This is a genomic window from Enterococcus sp. DIV0682 (assembly GCF_051712685.1).
Taxonomy (GTDB): Bacteria; Bacillota; Bacilli; order Lactobacillales; family Enterococcaceae; genus Enterococcus; species Enterococcus faecalis.
Window position 1 is genome coordinate 795,654 of sequence record NZ_JBIOPK010000001.1, and the last position, 17,001, is coordinate 812,654.

General features: G+C 37.4%; 13 protein-coding genes and 3 pseudogenes. 13 read left to right on the forward strand and 3 right to left on the reverse strand.

Annotated features, from left to right (window positions below; translation table 11 throughout):
- The first annotated feature begins 8 nt into the window (after positions 1-8).
- On the forward strand, positions 9-1,403 hold the full coding sequence (sufB, locus tag IGK96_RS03870; protein ID WP_002356769.1) for a Fe-S cluster assembly protein SufB: 1,395 nt from the start codon (positions 9-11) through the stop codon (positions 1,401-1,403).
- Positions 1,404-1,499: 96 nt separating this feature from the next.
- Here sufB and IGK96_RS03875 read toward each other — a convergent pair.
- A pseudogene (locus IGK96_RS03875) lies at positions 1,500-2,060 on the reverse strand (site-specific integrase); the annotation flags it as partial.
- Between IGK96_RS03875 and IGK96_RS03880 the strand changes: the two are divergent.
- The 3 genes and pseudogenes from IGK96_RS03880 to IGK96_RS03890 all read left to right on the forward strand — a co-directional run.
- Positions 2,051-2,296 (forward strand): annotated as a pseudogene (locus tag IGK96_RS03880) (phage tail tape measure protein); the annotation flags it as partial. The pseudogenes IGK96_RS03875 and IGK96_RS03880 overlap by 10 nt on opposite strands.
- A 249-nt stretch (positions 2,297-2,545) precedes the next feature.
- On the forward strand, positions 2,546-2,878 hold the full coding sequence (locus IGK96_RS03885) for a hypothetical protein (RefSeq protein WP_010823034.1): 333 nt from the start codon (positions 2,546-2,548) through the stop codon (positions 2,876-2,878).
- A gap of 1 nt (position 2,879) precedes the next feature.
- Entirely contained in the window at positions 2,880-3,083 is a 204-nt protein-coding gene (locus tag IGK96_RS03890; RefSeq protein ID WP_010823033.1) for a hypothetical protein, read from the forward strand.
- A gap of 309 nt (positions 3,084-3,392) precedes the next feature.
- Here IGK96_RS03890 and IGK96_RS03895 read toward each other — a convergent pair whose 3' ends face one another.
- Both IGK96_RS03895 and IGK96_RS03900 read right to left on the reverse strand, forming a co-directional pair.
- Entirely contained in the window at positions 3,393-3,995 is a 603-nt protein-coding gene (locus tag IGK96_RS03895) for a YczE/YyaS/YitT family protein (protein WP_010823843.1), read from the reverse strand.
- An 84-nt stretch (positions 3,996-4,079) separates the two neighbouring features.
- Complete coding sequence (locus IGK96_RS03900) at positions 4,080-4,859, reverse strand: SDR family oxidoreductase (RefSeq protein ID WP_085442969.1); 780 nt, start codon at positions 4,857-4,859, stop codon at positions 4,080-4,082.
- A 415-nt stretch (positions 4,860-5,274) separates the two neighbouring features.
- Here IGK96_RS03900 and rseP point away from each other — a divergent pair, with 415 nt between their 5' ends.
- The 9 genes and pseudogenes from rseP (at position 5,275) to IGK96_RS03945 (ending at position 16,883) form a co-directional block, all read left to right on the forward strand.
- Positions 5,275-6,543 (forward strand): RIP metalloprotease RseP, encoded by a 1,269-nt coding sequence (rseP, locus tag IGK96_RS03905; protein WP_002362168.1) that lies wholly within the window; start codon positions 5,275-5,277, stop codon positions 6,541-6,543.
- 71 nt (positions 6,544-6,614) lie between these two features.
- Positions 6,615-8,333, forward strand: coding sequence for a proline--tRNA ligase (locus IGK96_RS03910; protein ID WP_002359769.1), 1,719 nt, complete (start codon positions 6,615-6,617; stop codon positions 8,331-8,333).
- A 515-nt stretch (positions 8,334-8,848) separates the two neighbouring features.
- Positions 8,849-9,379, forward strand: a complete 531-nt coding sequence (locus IGK96_RS03915; protein ID WP_010707318.1) for a hypothetical protein — start codon at positions 8,849-8,851, stop codon at positions 9,377-9,379.
- Between the two features lie 12 nt (positions 9,380-9,391).
- Positions 9,392-9,715: pseudogene (locus tag IGK96_RS03920) on the forward strand (hypothetical protein); the annotation flags it as partial.
- Positions 9,716-9,776: 61 nt separating this feature from the next.
- Entirely contained in the window at positions 9,777-10,313 is a 537-nt protein-coding gene (locus IGK96_RS03925) for a hypothetical protein (protein WP_010828902.1), read from the forward strand.
- Positions 10,314-10,326: 13 nt separating this feature from the next.
- Positions 10,327-11,643, forward strand: a complete 1,317-nt coding sequence (locus IGK96_RS03930) for a hypothetical protein (protein ID WP_010707320.1) — start codon at positions 10,327-10,329, stop codon at positions 11,641-11,643.
- A 13-nt stretch (positions 11,644-11,656) separates the two neighbouring features.
- The gene (locus IGK96_RS03935; protein WP_002400826.1) at positions 11,657-11,947 is read left to right on the forward strand and encodes a hypothetical protein; all 291 of its coding nucleotides are present in this window, start codon (positions 11,657-11,659) and stop codon (positions 11,945-11,947) included.
- Positions 11,948-11,950: 3 nt separating this feature from the next.
- Positions 11,951-12,286, forward strand: a complete 336-nt coding sequence (locus IGK96_RS03940; RefSeq protein ID WP_002400825.1) for a hypothetical protein — start codon at positions 11,951-11,953, stop codon at positions 12,284-12,286.
- A 241-nt stretch (positions 12,287-12,527) separates the two neighbouring features.
- Positions 12,528-16,883, forward strand: a complete 4,356-nt coding sequence (locus IGK96_RS03945) for a PolC-type DNA polymerase III (protein ID WP_085442968.1) — start codon at positions 12,528-12,530, stop codon at positions 16,881-16,883.
- The last annotated feature ends 118 nt before the right edge of the window (positions 16,884-17,001 follow it).

Consider the following 17,001-nt stretch of genomic DNA (forward strand, 5'->3'; position numbering starts at 1 on the left):
ACGACGAATTGAGTACAGTACCTGAATTAGAAGAATATAAATTTGGCTTTCACGACGATGTGGAACCAGTCTTTAGTACCGGAGACGGCCTAACAGAAGACGTCGTTCGCGAAATTTCTCGCGTGAAAGGCGAACCAGAATGGATGCTTGACTTCCGTTTAAAATCGTTAGAACAATTCAATAAAATGCCCATGCAAGAATGGGGTCCAGACCTGTCAGATATTGACTTTAGTAAAATTAAATATTACCAAAAACCGAGTGATAAACCTGCGCGCGATTGGGATGATGTACCTGATAAAATCAAAGAAACCTTTGAAAAAATTGGGATTCCCGAAGCTGAGCGTGCTTATCTAGCTGGGGCTTCTGCTCAATATGAATCAGAAGTTGTTTATCATAACATGAAAGAAGAATTTGAAAAATTAGGCATCATTTTTACAGATACTGACTCTGCTTTAAAAGAATATCCTGACTTATTCAAAGAGTATTTTTCAAAACTTGTGCCACCAACAGATAATAAACTGGCCGCTTTAAACTCAGCTGTTTGGTCAGGTGGAACCTTTATTTATGTACCAAAAGGCGTTCGAGTTGATGTACCATTACAAACATATTTCCGAATCAACGCTGAAAATACCGGCCAATTTGAACGGACCTTGATTATTGTCGATGAAGGGGCCAGCGTTCACTATGTTGAAGGCTGTACGGCACCCACGTATTCAAGTAACAGCTTGCATGCGGCCATCGTAGAAATTTTTACTAGAAAAGATGCTTATTGTCGTTATACCACTATTCAAAACTGGTCAGATAACGTCTACAACTTAGTAACCAAACGTGCTAAAGCTTACGAAGGTGCTACTGTCGAATGGATTGATGGTAACCTAGGAGCTAAAACAACTATGAAATACCCAAGCGTTTACTTAGATGGCAAAGGCGCCCGTGGCACGATGTTATCGATTGCCTTTGCTGGTGCTAACCAAATCCAAGATACTGGGGCCAAAATGATTCACAATGCGCCGAATACCTCTAGCTCAATTGTTTCAAAATCAATTGCTAAAGACGGCGGCGAAGTTAACTACCGTGGCCAAGTGACTTTTGGCAAAGACAGCGCAGGCTCGATTTCCCACATCGAATGTGACACGATTATCATGGACGAAAAATCAAAATCAGATACGATTCCGTTTAACGAAATCCATAACAGCCAAGTGTCCTTAGAACACGAAGCCAAAGTTTCAAAAATTTCTGAAGAACAATTATATTATCTAATGAGTCGCGGCTTATCTGAAGCCGAAGCGACAGAAATGATTGTTATGGGCTTTGTTGAACCATTTACGAAAGAATTACCGATGGAATATGCGGTTGAGTTGAATCGGTTGATTAGTTATGAGATGGAAGGCAGTGTGGGATAAAACCTAACTATAGGCTAAGAACGTTGATATTATAGCGTTCTTAGCTTTTTATTTGCCTTCAATCTCATAAATGCTATCCGAAAACCTATCTATTTGTTAGAAACCTAAATAGTTTGCTAACTTCTGGCTGGTGTTTTCCGCTTGTTGTGGTGTAACGTGGCTATAAATGTTCATGGTTGTTTTTACGTCTTTATGACCTAAGCGCTTTTGAACCTCGTTAATTGTTGCGCCAGCTTCAAACATAAGCGAACAAGCAGTATGTCGGAAACCATGAGGACTTATTCTTTTTAAAGTTAAGCCTTCTTTTTCTGCTTTGTCATAAATCCAATCAAGCCAATCGTTAACTACTTGCGGATAATATAAATCGTTACTCATATTGCTAAACATGAGTTGTTTTGCCTTTGAAGTATTAAACCCAAGTTTGAAATAATCTTCTTTTTGAATGCTAAACCATTTTTGCAAAATTCGTATCGTTTCATCATCTAAGCTGATGGTGCGGTATGAATTTTTTGTTTTTGGCGTTTGCAAAACAACTTGATCGTATTCATCAATGGCTATCGTTTTACCGATTGTTAGTGTCTTATTGAATATGTTGAAGTCTTTAATATATAGCCCCAACGCTTCTGATTTGCGCACACCAGCAATAGCAAGCAATCGTCGGCGAAGCTGGTCCTGAATTATTAACAGAAAAAAATGGCAAGACTACAGTCACACCACTTTCACAAGGTGAAAAAGCTCGTGGAATTGGTGTGACTTTGAAAGGCGGAAACACTATTGAACAACATATTCATATTGGACAAGTGGATGCAAATAATCCAAGTGAGTTAAATCGATTAAACAGAAAGATTTATCAAGCGGCTCAACAAGCAAATGCAGCACTAGGACTAGTTTAAACCGTGAAATGTTTTAATGGTAAAAGTAATTTAAAGTATTGCATGTTATAAAAAGCAAGAGGTAGCTAAATAGTCGGCTACCTCTTAAACTAGAATTGATAATTATAGCTTTTTAAATACTGTAATAAAATTATTTGATGTTTAAAATAATATGAATGTTGATTGGTTAAATATTCTAATCGTAACACGTCCATTGTGGGCGTGTTTTTTGGTATAATGATAACAAGACAGATAATTTAGGAGGGGAAAATGAATTATAGTGATAAATTATTTTTAGTTGAGCATTTGAAGTCAAAATTAGACACAGAGTTGTATGTTATTACACGAAGAGAAGATGGAATGCAACTGAATTTGCACATTAGCGGTCCAGCATACAGAGTTATAGAAATAAATAGTGATATTCAATTATTTATTGAAGAACAGCTTGAGTTTGGAAAAGAAACAATTAAATTTTTGGATGACAACACAGAAGTTATTATTAAATCATCTGATGTCGAAAATAATATGTACAATCCATTAAATGAAGCGCAACTAAAAAATATAATTGATAATGCTCTTAGAGAAAATAGAAAGGAAGATTAACATGAGTTACTATAATCATATGCACGATTCAAAGGGAACAGAAGAAATTTGTCATTCTTGTGGAAAAAAATTCACTTGGGAAGAGTATGGTGATATTTACCCGGGAGGAAAAGATACAGAGTATATTCGCTGTCCTTGGTGTAATGAGAATAATGGATCAATCAGAACTAGTGGATTTGTAAGTGTATCTAAGGTTGAAAAATAATGCCCCCAGCTAAAAAAAGCTATCTAAAAACTATCTATTTGTGAAAATAGTTGAGAATATACGAATTTTAGAAGATAACTTTTAGAGATTTTTTGTTGATATAACAGTATTTGTGTGTATTTAGATAGAAGATCGTTAAATGGAAGGGTCAGTAGGATAGTTTTTCACTCTACCAACAAAATAACAACGGAAAGCCAAACAAGAAACATACTAATCATGCTTCTTCAAAGAAGCACAAATAAAAAAGTGATGACTCGAGAAGAAAATCTCTATGAAGTCATCGCTTTTTCTTATATTTTAGTTAAAAAATTATTTTACTAAAGGTTGAAGTAACTTGTTCCAAAAACTAATAAGTGGGCCAGCACCAAATGCACAAATAATTGTACCAATCCCAATCGGACCACCAGCAATAAAGCCAATTAATAGGACCAACAAATCTTGTGCTTTTCGAACAGAAGCGTAAGGTTTGTTGATTTGTTGACAGATGGTTGGCGCAATCGCATCATAGGGGGATTCACCTTGATCTGTAGCCATGTATAAGGCGCAGCCAAATGTAAAAATCAGGACTCCGACGAATAAAGAAAGTAGTTTGCCAATTGTTGAGCCTCCTAAACTATCGGCGTAAGGTTGAAGCCAAGTAGAAATCTGTTGAATCAAAATCCCTACTAAAAGCATATTTAAAATAGTTCCCAGACCAATGGCTTTTTTGTTTTTTAAATAGACATAGAATAAAATAAACGCATTGACAATAATTTGAAAAATGCCTAATTGCATACCAAACATCGAAGAAAGTCCGATATTCATAGCAGTGAAAGGATCAACTCCTAAACCTGCCACTCTTAAAGTGGATGCGCCAATCCCGATAATAACTAAACCAATTAAAATTAAAAAAACATTTTTGACTAGTTTCATGGTAAGCCTCCTGAATAGATTTTGTGTGTGATAGTACAAAGTCTGCAACAAAAATTCATAGAGAATTTTGTTGCAGACTACTTTTTAACCAGCTCCGTGTTGGAACGAAGGGTATAGAGACATCCCGCCATCTACAAAGAGTGTTGTTCCGGTTACGTATGAGGATTCATCAGAAGCTAACCAAGCGGCCACAGCAGCTACTTGATTTGGTTTACCAATAATGCCCATAGGAACCATGCTCGTTGTTTGTTTTAACTGTTCGGGATCGGAAAATTTTTCAGCATTAATAGGTGTGTTAATCGCTCCAGGTGCAATACAGTTGGCACGAATACCATATTCCGCATATTCCAAAGCGATTGTTTTCGTGAACATTTCGGTTGCACCTTTACTTGCCGCATAGTGGGCGAACGTTGGCCAAGGAATTCTTTGGTGAACGGAGGACATATTAATGATTGACCCTTTGATTTTTTGATCTCTAAATATTCGGAGTGCCTCTCTAGAACCCAAAAAGACACCGTTTAAATTGACATCAATGACACGTTGCCATTCTTTTAATGGCATATCAATTGTCGGAAAAGAAGCCTCCACACCGGCGTTATTTACCCAAATGTCAACATGACCAAACTCTTTTAAAGCGGTTTCAGCTAACGCTTTAATATCCTCTTCATTAGAGACATCAGCCTTCACGAATTTTACGCGGTCTGCGTGCTTGGCTTGAACATCTTCAAATTCTTTAGGCAGCTCACCGACATAGTCAGCAACAACATTCATGCCCTCTAAGATATAACGCAGAGTAATAAATAATCCTAAACCCGTAGCTGCACCAGTGACAACGGCCACTTTACCATGTAATTCTCCATACATTGATTCATTCCCCCTAAAATTACTATTAATACTTTCATGGTAGCACATGTCAATCAGCGTGTTGATAAAATACGACAAACTGTCGGAAAAGTTTATGGTCTAAAGTTAGCTACTATTGTTGAAGGTCTTTAAAAAAATACTGGTCGTAGTAATCAATTCCTCTCATTTATAGAGTTTTCTAAAAAAACACAAAATATCCAGACGAAGTGGTCAAGTCCAATGGTTATTTATGAGTGAATATGCTAAAATAAAACTTGTCTTACATAAGGAAAGATTTGTTCACTAACAGTGGCGACTGTTCTCAGTAAACAGTTGCACTGGTTTATCGGGAAGGGAACAGAGCAAGTTTTACGAGACTTTCCCATGTAATAATAAAAAGCACTGAACGTCAGTGAATGAAGGAAGAAGGACATCTATGAAAACAATTATCACATTCATTATTGTCTTCGGTATTCTTGTCCTCGTACATGAATTTGGCCACTTTTATTTTGCAAAACGAGCGGGTATTTTAGTTCGTGAGTTTGCAATCGGAATGGGACCAAAGATTTTTGCGCATCGTGGAAAAGATGGCACCACTTATACGATTCGCTTATTGCCGATTGGTGGCTATGTGCGAATGGCTGGGATGGGCGAAGACATGACAGAAATCACACCAGGTATGCCTCTATCTGTTGAGTTAAATGCCGTGGGTAATGTGGTTAAAATTAATACAAGTAAAAAAGTACAATTACCTCATAGTATTCCGATGGAAGTCGTTGATTTTGATCTTGAAAAAGAATTATTCATCAAGGGTTATGTCAATGGAAACGAGGAAGAAGAAACCGTTTATAAAGTTGACCATGATGCAACGATTATTGAAAGTGATGGAACCGAGGTGCGGATTGCGCCACTTGACGTTCAATTTCAATCAGCGAAATTATCGCAACGCATTTTGACGAACTTTGCGGGACCCATGAATAACTTTATCTTAGGGTTTATTCTGTTTACGTTAGCGGTCTTTCTACAAGGAGGCGTCACTGATTTAAACACGAACCAAATTGGACAAGTGATTCCTAATGGCCCAGCCGCAGAAGCTGGGTTGAAAGAAAACGATAAAGTCTTATCGATTAATAATCAAAAAATCAAAAAATACGAAGATTTTACAACCATTGTGCAGAAGAACCCCGAAAAGCCGTTAACGTTCGTAGTTGAGCGTAACGGCAAAGAAGAGCAACTAACAGTGACACCAGAAAAACAAAAAGTGGAAAAACAAACGATTGGTAAAGTCGGCGTTTATCCTTATATGAAAACCGATTTACCGTCAAAATTGATGGGCGGTATTCAGGATACTTTGAATAGTACGACACAGATTTTTAAAGCACTCGGCTCACTATTCACAGGCTTTAGCTTAAACAAACTAGGTGGGCCAGTCATGATGTTTAAATTATCGGAAGAAGCATCCAATGCTGGAGTAAGTACAGTTGTATTCTTAATGGCCATGTTGTCAATGAACTTAGGGATTATTAATTTGTTGCCGATCCCAGCTTTAGATGGCGGGAAAATTGTTTTAAACATTATTGAAGGTGTACGTGGAAAACCAATTAGTCCTGAAAAAGAAGGCATCATTACGTTAATTGGCTTTGGGTTTGTCATGGTGTTAATGGTGTTAGTTACTTGGAACGATATTCAACGCTTTTTCTTTTAAGGAGAAAGCTTAAGTAAAAAAGTGTGTAAAGAAATCAAAAATAGTTGATTTTAAAATAGAGGAGAGTTTTAATGAAACAGTCAAAAATGTTAATTCCAACGTTAAGAGAAGTACCAAATGATGCAGAAGTCTTAAGTCATCAAATTCTGTTGCGCGCAGGCTATATTCGTCAAGTCGCTGCAGGGATATATTCTTATTTACCTTTAGCCAATCGTGTTTTAGAAAAATTAAAAACGATTATGCGAGAAGAATTTGAGAAAATTGATGCAGTTGAAATGTTAATGCCTGCGTTATTACCCGCAGAACTTTGGAAAGAATCAGGCCGTTATGAAACTTATGGACCTAACTTGTATCGCTTAAAAGATCGCAATGACCGTGACTATATCTTAGGCCCAACGCATGAAGAAACCTTCACAGAATTAATTCGTGATGAAATCAATTCTTACAAACGATTACCTTTGAATTTATACCAAATTCAAACAAAATATCGTGATGAAAAACGCCCTCGTTCTGGCTTATTAAGAGGCCGTGAATTTATTATGAAAGATGGCTATTCTTTTCATGCTGATGAAGCTAGTTTAGATCAATCATACCGTGATTACGAAAAAGCTTACTCACGCATTTTTGAACGCTGTGGACTAGAATTCCGTGCCATTATTGGGGACGGTGGTGCCATGGGTGGTAAAGATTCTAAAGAATTTATGGCGATTTCTGAAATTGGGGAAGACACTATTTGCTATTCAACAGAAAGTGATTATGCTGCCAATTTAGAAATGGCAACAAGTCTTTATACGCCAAAAAAATCACATGAAACACAATTAGATTTAGAAAAAATTGCAACACCAGAAGTGGGTACAATTGCCGAAGTGGCAAACTTCTTTGAAGTTGAGCCACAACGTATTATTAAATCAGTACTATTTATTGCCGATGAAGAGCCAGTAATGGTCTTGGTTCGTGGCGATCATGATGTCAATGATGTCAAATTGAAAAACTTCTTAGGCGCTGATTTCTTAGATGAAGCAACAGAAGAAGATGCTCGCCGTGTCTTAGGAGCGGGCTTTGGTTCAATTGGTCCAGTCAATGTTTCCGAAGATGTTAAAATTTATGCAGATTTAGCTGTTCAAGATTTAGCCAACGCCATTGTTGGGGCTAACGAAGATGGCTATCATTTGACAAATGTAAATCCAGATCGTGATTTCCAACCAATTAGTTACGAAGATTTACGCTTTGTTCAAGAAGGCGATCCTTCTCCTGATGGCAATGGTGTCTTAGCCTTTACTAAAGGAATCGAAATTGGTCATATCTTTAAATTAGGAACGCGTTATAGTGATGCTATGGGCGCAACAGTTTTAGATGAAAACGGTCGTGAAAAATCAGTGATCATGGGTTGCTATGGCATCGGCGTTAGTCGTTTACTTTCAGCAATCGTTGAACAAAATGCAGACGAGCGCGGTATTAATTGGCCAACAGGAATTGCTCCATTTGATTTACACGTGGTCCAAATGAATGTGAAAGATGAGTATCAAACAAAACTATCACAAGAAGTTGAAGCAATGATGACCGAAGCAGGCTACGAAGTATTAGTTGATGACCGCAATGAGCGCGCAGGCGTAAAATTTGCTGATGCTGATTTAATTGGTTGTCCAATCCGTATCACAGTCGGTAAAAAAGCAGTCGATGGTGTGGTAGAAGTCAAAATCAAACGTACTGGTGAAATGTTGGAAGTACGCAAAGAAGAATTAGAAAGTACACTTTCTATTTTGATGAACACAACATCAGAAGTGGAATAAATAAACAAACTTAATAACAGTATAAAGCTTAAAACGAAATCAAAGTTTCTCTGATTTTGTTTTAAGCTTTTTTAATGTAATAAAAAACTTAAATGTCTCAAGCTATAAACAATATTCGATTTTAAAAATTAATCTATATAAAATTATTCCATTTATTTTTTTTAATAACAAAGGAAATAAATAAGTGATTTAAGCTGATTAAATGATATTTTTGTGTTTTTAAACAAATTTTTCATATATATATAGAATTTAAAATTATATTTACAGTAATTATATGTTAATGGTATTATAAAATGGTGGCTAATTCATTAGATTAAATAGAGGAGGTTATAACTAATAAAAAATAGGTTAGAAAATTAAAGAAAATACTCTTTCAGAACAGAAACGATTGAATGAAGTTAGGTTAGTAAAGGGAACCCAGTAGCATTGGTGCTGTACTAGTGAAAGGAATTTATGGGACGAATCCAATAAGTGTTAAAACATGATTGTACATAAAAAAGAAAGGAGGGAAGCCAGTGAAAAAAGGAAAACTAAGTACCTTAGCTGCTGTAGTACTAATCATAATAGGAATTGGAGGGAAACAATACATGGATAAAAAAGCAATAGAAAAAGATTACCAACAAGGCATCGGTTTAATTCAAAAATATGTATCAAACTATTTGGTAGAAAACTATGAAGGTATTGAGAAGATTGAGTGGCAAGGCGTTGGCGTGGAATGGCGGAATGCAAAAGGATATGGGCCTTCGTTGTTGGGGAATTATGTGAATACTAGAGTGAATATATTTGTATCAGAAGATAAATATTTTTCTGTAAGATTTACTTTGACAGATGAAACAGATTATGACAATAATTTGAAAAAATATGTTAAAGCAAGTTCTTTGAATTCTGAAAATATTGATTTTTCAATCAAATCGGATTTGGAAAATGCTACCTATGATTTAAAACAGAGTGAAAAAGAATCATTCACGAAGCTAGAGAAGTCAATTTTTGGTAGTGATAATGCAAAAATCATTTATAACTTAGAAATTTATGAGTTGAACTATTAGGGGGGAGAATCTATGAGTAGAGAAATCACAACGGAAATATTAGCTAACGCTATTGATGAGACGAAAGATACTGTTCAAACAAAGAATACAAATGTACGATTGAAAATTCAAGGAAAAAAAACAGACTTCAAAATCATCCACAAAGCCGCCAGCACCCAATCCAGCCAACTAAATGCCATGGCCATCGCCCCTTTAGATGACCAAGGCAAACCTGACTATAACAATGTCACTGTCGTGTACGCTGGTACCAATTCCTTTGGTGATGAAGGCAAAAAAGGCTTTGAAACAGCTGGGACGGCTTTTGTAGGTGGCCTTTCTTCTGAATATCAGGAAGCCTGAATATCTTAACATAGAGTTTTAAAACATGATTGTACATAAAAAGAAAGGAGGGAAGCTAGTGAAAAAAGGAAGATGGTGGCTAATTGGTTTAGCTACTGCATTACTAATCATAATAGGAATCGGAGGAAAACAATACATGGATAAAAAAGCAATAGAAAAGGATTACCAACAAGGAATCGATTTAATTCAAAAATATGTGTCGAACTATTTAGTGGAAAACTACGAAGGCATTGAGAAGATTGAGTGGCAAGGCGTTGGCGTGGAATGGCGGAATGCAAAAGGATATGGGACTTCGCTGTTGGGGAATTATGTTAATAGTGAAATTAGAGTATATGTATCTAAAGATGATTATTTCATGATGTATTTTCGTCTAACCGATAAAACAGAATATGATGATGAATTGAAAAAATATGTTGTGCTAGACTCATTAAACGATAAAAATACAGATGTTGCAGTTAGAGTAGGATTAAGGAATGCGACATACGATTTGAACCAAGCTGAAAAAAAAGTTTTTGAGAGATTTAGAAAGTCTGATAAAGGAAGTCCAAATGCAAAAGTAGTTTATAACTTAGAAATTCATGAATTAATATATTAGGAGGGAAAGGAATTTGAGTAATGATGAAATTACAACAGAGACCTTAGCAAAAGCAATTGATTCTACAAAAGAGACAGTTCAATTGAATAGTGATACAGTAGCTTTAGAAATTCAAGACAAAACACAAGACTTCAAAATAATCCACAAAGCCGCCAGCACCCAATCCAGCCAACTAAATGCCATGGCCATCGCCCCTTTAGATGACCAAGGCAAACCTGACTATAACAACGTCGCTGTCGTGTACGCTGGTACCAATTCATTTGGGGATGAAGGTAAAAAAGGCTTTGAAACAGCTGGAACAGCTTTTGTAGGTGGACTTTCTGAAGAATATCAGGAAGCTGAAAAATTTTTAAAACAAACGCAGCAAAAAATCGCCTCGCAAAACGGCACAATTACCGATGTTGCAGGCTTTAGTCAATCAGGTGGCTACATGATGAAAATGGCAGGGAAATACGGGCAAGAAATGGGCTTTCGTACCACCAGTTTTGATGATTGGGGCCGCAATCAATTTGAACGTTTAACGACGAGTGAAAAACAGTGGCTACAAGAAAATCCAGAATTTTTGATTCGCTACCAAAATGATTCATGGGCAGCACTGTCAGGACGTGATAGTAAATATGGCACGATTTCTTCGATTTCAGGGGTTGGTGAACATAATACTTTAGCCAACTATTTTGACGGGGACGACTTGGATTTGGATCGTTTAGCCAAAGATGGCATTTTTGCACCGAATATGACTTTGGAGCAAGTCAAGTTAGCAGCGAAAGTCTGGGCAAAGAAAAATGGCGACTGGGATCCCACCACAAATAATGAAGCCGAAGCGAAAAAACGAGTGCAGGAGTACTTAGAACTCTATGGCGAATTTGCGCAAACGAATGCGAATTTGGAAAAATTAAAATCTGGTACTGATAAAGCTATTCGTTCTTTACATACAAAAATTGCCAGTGCTTCTGGCGGTCAAAAAATCAAGTTACGAGCAGACTTGGCATTACAGGTAGCTAATCAGGCTAGGACAATCGGTGAAGAAGCGGAGAAATTGCTAAAACAAAGCCAGCAAGACACAGAACAAGCGTTAGCAGAAATTTCCAAGGAAATTTTAACAAGTGCTAATGAAATTAGACAATATTTGTCTTATTCTGAGGTCCAAGCAATGATTGCACCGTATGAAAAAAGTCGTTTGTGGGACGAGGCACAGGCCAGTCACAATCGGAAACAAGTTCAACAATATAATCAAAAACTGATGACATTTAGTGAAAAGTTAACAACTGCGGCTAAAAATATTCAAGAATACGATCGCCAAGCAGGGAATCAGTTATTTGCACAGAAATGAAAGGATGTCGCACATGGATGAACTGGAAAGAGAACTTCAATTGGAATTAGAACGCGTACAAAAGATACAAGAACGCCAAGCCATTCAAGCTGTGATTACAGCAAAACAAACCAGAATCGCAACCATCAAACAAACCTCCACACATACAATCAAGAAACTTTCAGAATTGATGAGCAAACAATCAAAAACTACGTTGCCTTCTTCCTTAAAAGGTGCGTTTCAAGGGCAAGTGGCGGACGCAGCGAGCCATTATTTGAAAACGATTCCTGACGCAAATTTAAAAACACCAGCAAAAGGAGGTTAAGAGATGACACCGGAAGAAAAACGCCGCAGTTACCAGATGATTGAAGACAACTATTATCAAGAAAAGCGCAGAATCAATCAACAACAGCAACATGTTTCCGCTGAAATCCAGCGATTTAGACAACAAACGAACCAACTAGTAGGCAAGGTGGCTTATTTTACTAGAAATGATACTTGGGACAAACGAATGTTTCATCATCAAATAGCCACCAGTTTAGATGAAGTGAAACGAACAGAAAACCGATTTGTTTTAATCCTAGAAGAAACAGAACAAGCCATGCGGAAAAATTATCGAAAAGAGATTGAGAAATTGGAAGAAATGGCAAGAATGGATTTGTAAGGGATTGGTAAATACGGATTGACAGGATTTTTTTGTTCAATATGTTCAAACAAATAATGGAATTCTTCAGGAGTACATTACTCTTGTTCTCTAATTTTTAGCAAGCCATTGACGGAACAAGATTGTTTTTTTACAAAAAACGAGTATACTTAATAGAGAAGCGAATGCAGAGAAACCGAAAAAAGGCACTTGACAGATTTGTCTGAGGGCCTTTTTTCAATGATAGAAGGAGGTTCATTTTGTGACAGAAAAAGCACGCGATTTATTTGATAAACTGATGACGCAAATTCAGTTAGATGACACAGCGAAAGAACATCCCTTAATTCAAAATGGCCGGATTGACAAGGTCATTGTTCACCAACAAAGTCGCTTATGGGAATTTCATTTAAGTTTTGATGAATTGATGCCAGTGATGCTATATCAAACATTTATGCAACAATTGGAACTAGCTTTTCAACAAATTGCGCAGGTTTCCGTTCAAATAACCACAAATCAGACAACATTTACTGAGGAACAATTAACGGATTATTGGCAATTGGCCTTGTTAAATAGTCAATGCAATACACCGTTAGTTCAGAAAGTCTTAAAAACACAGACACCACAATTTGAAGATCGGAAAATTATCTTACCTGTTGATAATGAAGCAGTTATTCCTTATTTGAAGCAACAATATTTACCAATTATTGAGGAACTTTATTTCTCTTACGGGTTTCCTAAATTTCATATTGAACCAAAAATGGATCAACAGCAAGCTGCAGAAGTGCTGAAAAAGTTTGAAGAGCAAAAATTAGAACAAGCCGCAGCCTTTCAACAACAAGCTGCTGAATCGCTTGTTAAACATGAACAAATGAAAAAAGAAAAACAACAACAAGCGCCTGCGTTTGATGGTCCAATTCGTTTAGGGCGGAATATTCCCAATGATGAACCCATTATGCCAATGGGAAATATACTGGAAGAAGAACGTCGGATAACGATTGAAGGCTTTATTTTTGATAAAGAAGTGCGTGAATTGCGTTCTAAACGAAAAATTTTAATTTTGAAAATAACTGATTATACTTCCTCTTTCGTGGTGAAGAAATTTTCGAATGGGGAAAAAGATGAACAAGTTTTTGATGCGATTCAACCGCAAAGTTGGATTCGTGTTCGTGGTAGTGTACAAGAAGATACCTTCATGCGTGATTTAGTCATGAATGCCCAAGATTTGATGGAAGTCGCCCATGCGCCAAGAAAAGACTACGCGCCAGAAGGTGAAAAACGTGTAGAATTACACCTGCATAGTAACATGAGTACAATGGATGCGACCAATAAAGTCGGTGACTTGGTGGCCCAAGCGGGGAAATGGGGGCACAAGGCCATCGCAATTACGGATCATGGCGGCGCCCAAGCGTTTCCTGATGCCCATGCTGCAGGTAAAAAAGCAGGCGTTAAAATTTTATACGGCGTGGAAGCTAATATTGTTGATGATGGTGTACCCATTGCTTACAACGAAGAACATATTGAATTAACAGATGCTACCTATGTGGTCTTTGACGTGGAAACAACGGGGCTTTCCGCTGTTTATGATACAATTATTGAATTGGCCGCAGTCAAAATGCACAAAGGAAATGTCATTGAGACTTTTGAGCAGTTTATTGATCCTGGCCATCCATTATCTCAAACGACAATCAATTTAACTGGGATTACAGATGAAATGGTGCGCGGTTCAAAATCCGAAGAAGAAGTTTTACGCATGTTTAAAGAGTTTTCAGAAGGAACTATTTTAGTGGCCCACAACGCTTCTTTTGATATGGGGTTCTTAAATACAAGTTATGGCAAACATGGAATACCTGAAGCGGCTAATCCCGTCATCGATACATTAGAATTATCCAGATTCTTGTATCCACATTTCAAAAGCCATCGTCTAAATACCTTATCGAAAAAATTTGGCGTCAACTTAGAACAACATCACCGCGCCATCTATGACTCGGAATCAACAGGTCATTTGTGCTGGATTTTCTTAAAAGAAGCGAAAGAGAATCATGATATGCATTTCCATGATGATTTGAATCGTCATATTGGCGAAGGAGACTCATACAAACGAGCTCGACCTTTCCATGCAACGATTTTAGCAACAACTCAAGCAGGATTAAAAAATCTTTTTAAATTGATTTCCATGTCCAATGTAGATTATTTTTTCCGAGTACCACGGATTCCTCGTTCGCAATTATCGAAGTTAAGAGAAGGGCTTTTAATTGGTTCCGCATGTTCAAACGGCGAAATTTTTGAAGCAATGATGCAAAAAGGTGTCGAAGAAGCAAAAAATCGTGCCAAATTCTACGATTATATTGAAGTTATGCCCAAACCAGTTTACGCGCCATTAATTGAACAAGAATTGGTGAAAAATGAAGCAGATTTGGAAGAAATTATTAGTAATCTAGTGAAAATCGGTGACGAACTTGGCAAGCTGGTTGTCGCCACTGGAAATGTTCATTATTTAAATGAAGAAGATGCCATCTATCGGAAAATTTTAGTCGGGTCTATGGGTGGCGCTAATCCGTTAAATCGCCATAGTTTACCAAAGGTTCATTTCAGAACCACCGATGAAATGTTAACGGAATTCCAATTTTTAGGACAAGACGTCGCTAAGCGAATTGTAGTAGAAAATCCCAACAAAGTCGCTGATTTATGTGAAGAAGTTATTCCAGTAAAAGACGATTTGTATACGCCAAAAATTCCTGGGTCTGAACAAGAAATCACTGATTTAAGCTACAATCGTGCGCGCGAATTGTATGGCGATCCTTTACCAGAAATTGTCGAAAAACGGTTAGAAAAGGAACTGAATTCGATTAACGGGAATGGTTTCTCGGTCATTTATTTAATTTCTCAAAAACTGGTGCATAAAAGTAATGAAGACGGCTATTTAGTCGGTTCACGGGGCTCTGTCGGTTCGAGTTTTGTTGCGACAATGACAGGGATTACTGAAGTAAATCCTTTAGCGCCACATTATTATTGTCCTGAGTGTCAATATTCTGAGTTCTATGAAGATGGTTCCTATGGTTCAGGGTTTGATATGCCTGAAAAAGCCTGTCCAAAATGTGGCGCTCGATTGTTTAAAGATGGTCATGACATTCCTTTTGAAACGTTCTTAGGGTTCCATGGCGACAAAGTTCCCGATATCGATTTGAACTTTTCTGGCGATTATCAAGCCGAAGCCCATAACTACACGAAAGTTCTTTTTGGTGAAGAATATGTCTACCGGGCAGGAACCATTGGTACAGTAGCCGACAAAACAGCGTATGGCTTTGTTAAAGGATATGAAAGAGATCATAATTTACATTTGCGTGGTGCTGAAATTGATCGCTTAGCCAAAGGTTCAACAGGGGTTAAACGGACGACTGGGCAGCATCCCGGCGGTATTATTGTAATTCCTGATTACATGGATGTTTATGACTTTACGCCAATCCAATACCCTGCTGATGATCAAGAGGCAGAATGGAAAACGACGCACTTTGATTTCCATTCCATTCACGATAATATTTTAAAACTTGATATTCTGGGACATGATGATCCAACCGTGATTCGGATGTTACAAGATTTATCTGGGATTGAGCCAAAAACCATCCCAACAGACGATCCAGAAGTGATGCGTATTTTTGAAGGACCTGATGTTCTAGGTGTGGATGCAGAGCAAATTTATTCTAAAACAGGAACTTTAGGAATTCCTGAATTTGGGACACGTTTCGTTCGAGGTATGTTAGAACAGACCCATCCATCAACTTTTGCAGAATTACTTCAAATTTCTGGACTGTCTCACGGAACCGATGTGTGGCTAGGGAATGCAGAAGAATTGATTCGCCGTGGCGAAGCCAATCTTGCTGAAGTAATTGGTTGTCGGGATGATATCATGGTTTATTTAATTCATGCTGGTTTGGACAGTGGGATGGCCTTTAAGATTATGGAAACGGTACGTAAAGGACAATGGAATAAGATTCCTGATGAACTACGGGATACGTATTTAAATGCGATGAAGGAAAACAACGTCCCTGACTGGTATATTGATTCTTGTTCTAAAATTAAATATATGTTCCCGAAAGCCCATGCGGCAGCATACGTATTAATGGCGTTGCGGGTCGCTTACTTTAAAGTTTATTTCCCAATCTTATATTACTGTGCGTTTTTCTCCGTTCGGGCGGATGACTTTGACTTAGTGGCAATGTCACAAGGAAAAGAAGCTGTGAAAGCACGAATGAAAGAAATTACGGACAAAGGGATGGACGCCTCCACTAAAGAGAAAAACTTATTAACGGTTTTAGAATTATGTAATGAAATGTTGGAACGGGGCTATAAATTTGGCATGATTGATTTGTACAAATCAGATGCTGAAAATTTTGTGATTGAAGGGGATACCTTGATTGCACCTTTCCGAGCAGTGCCAAGTTTAGGCCTCAACGTAGCGAAAGCCATTGTTGCTGCGCGAGAAGAGCAACCGTTCTTATCGAAAGAAGATTTGGCAACACGAGGCAAAGTTTCTAAAACGTTAATTGAATACATGAATGAAAATGGTGTCTTAAAAGACTTGCCAGATGAAAACCAATTATCATTATTTGATATGTTATAAAAGAAAAATCTCTTAGAAAAAGGCTGGTGAAGCAACTTATTCACCGGCCTTTTTTAGTCATCAAATAAATTAGAAAATCATTGCTAGAAGCGTTTTAATTACTTATTAAAAAGCCATC

Excerpts from the sequence above, each read along its gene's own strand:
- IGK96_RS03895 (WP_010823843.1), bottom strand. The coding sequence starts at position 3,995 with ATGAAACTAGTCAAAAATGTTTTTTTAATTTTAATTGGTTTAGTTATT.
- IGK96_RS03910 (WP_002359769.1), top strand. The coding sequence starts at position 6,615 with ATGAAACAGTCAAAAATGTTAATTCCAACGTTAAGAGAAGTACCAAAT.
- IGK96_RS03900 (WP_085442969.1), bottom strand. The coding sequence starts at position 4,859 with ATGTATGGAGAATTACATGGTAAAGTGGCCGTTGTCACTGGTGCAGCT.
- IGK96_RS03890 (WP_010823033.1), top strand. The coding sequence starts at position 2,880 with ATGAGTTACTATAATCATATGCACGATTCAAAGGGAACAGAAGAAATT.
- rseP (WP_002362168.1), top strand. The coding sequence starts at position 5,275 with ATGAAAACAATTATCACATTCATTATTGTCTTCGGTATTCTTGTCCTC.
- IGK96_RS03940 (WP_002400825.1), top strand. The coding sequence starts at position 11,951 with ATGACACCGGAAGAAAAACGCCGCAGTTACCAGATGATTGAAGACAAC.
- IGK96_RS03885 (WP_010823034.1), top strand. The coding sequence starts at position 2,546 with ATGAATTATAGTGATAAATTATTTTTAGTTGAGCATTTGAAGTCAAAA.
- IGK96_RS03935 (WP_002400826.1), top strand. The coding sequence starts at position 11,657 with ATGGATGAACTGGAAAGAGAACTTCAATTGGAATTAGAACGCGTACAA.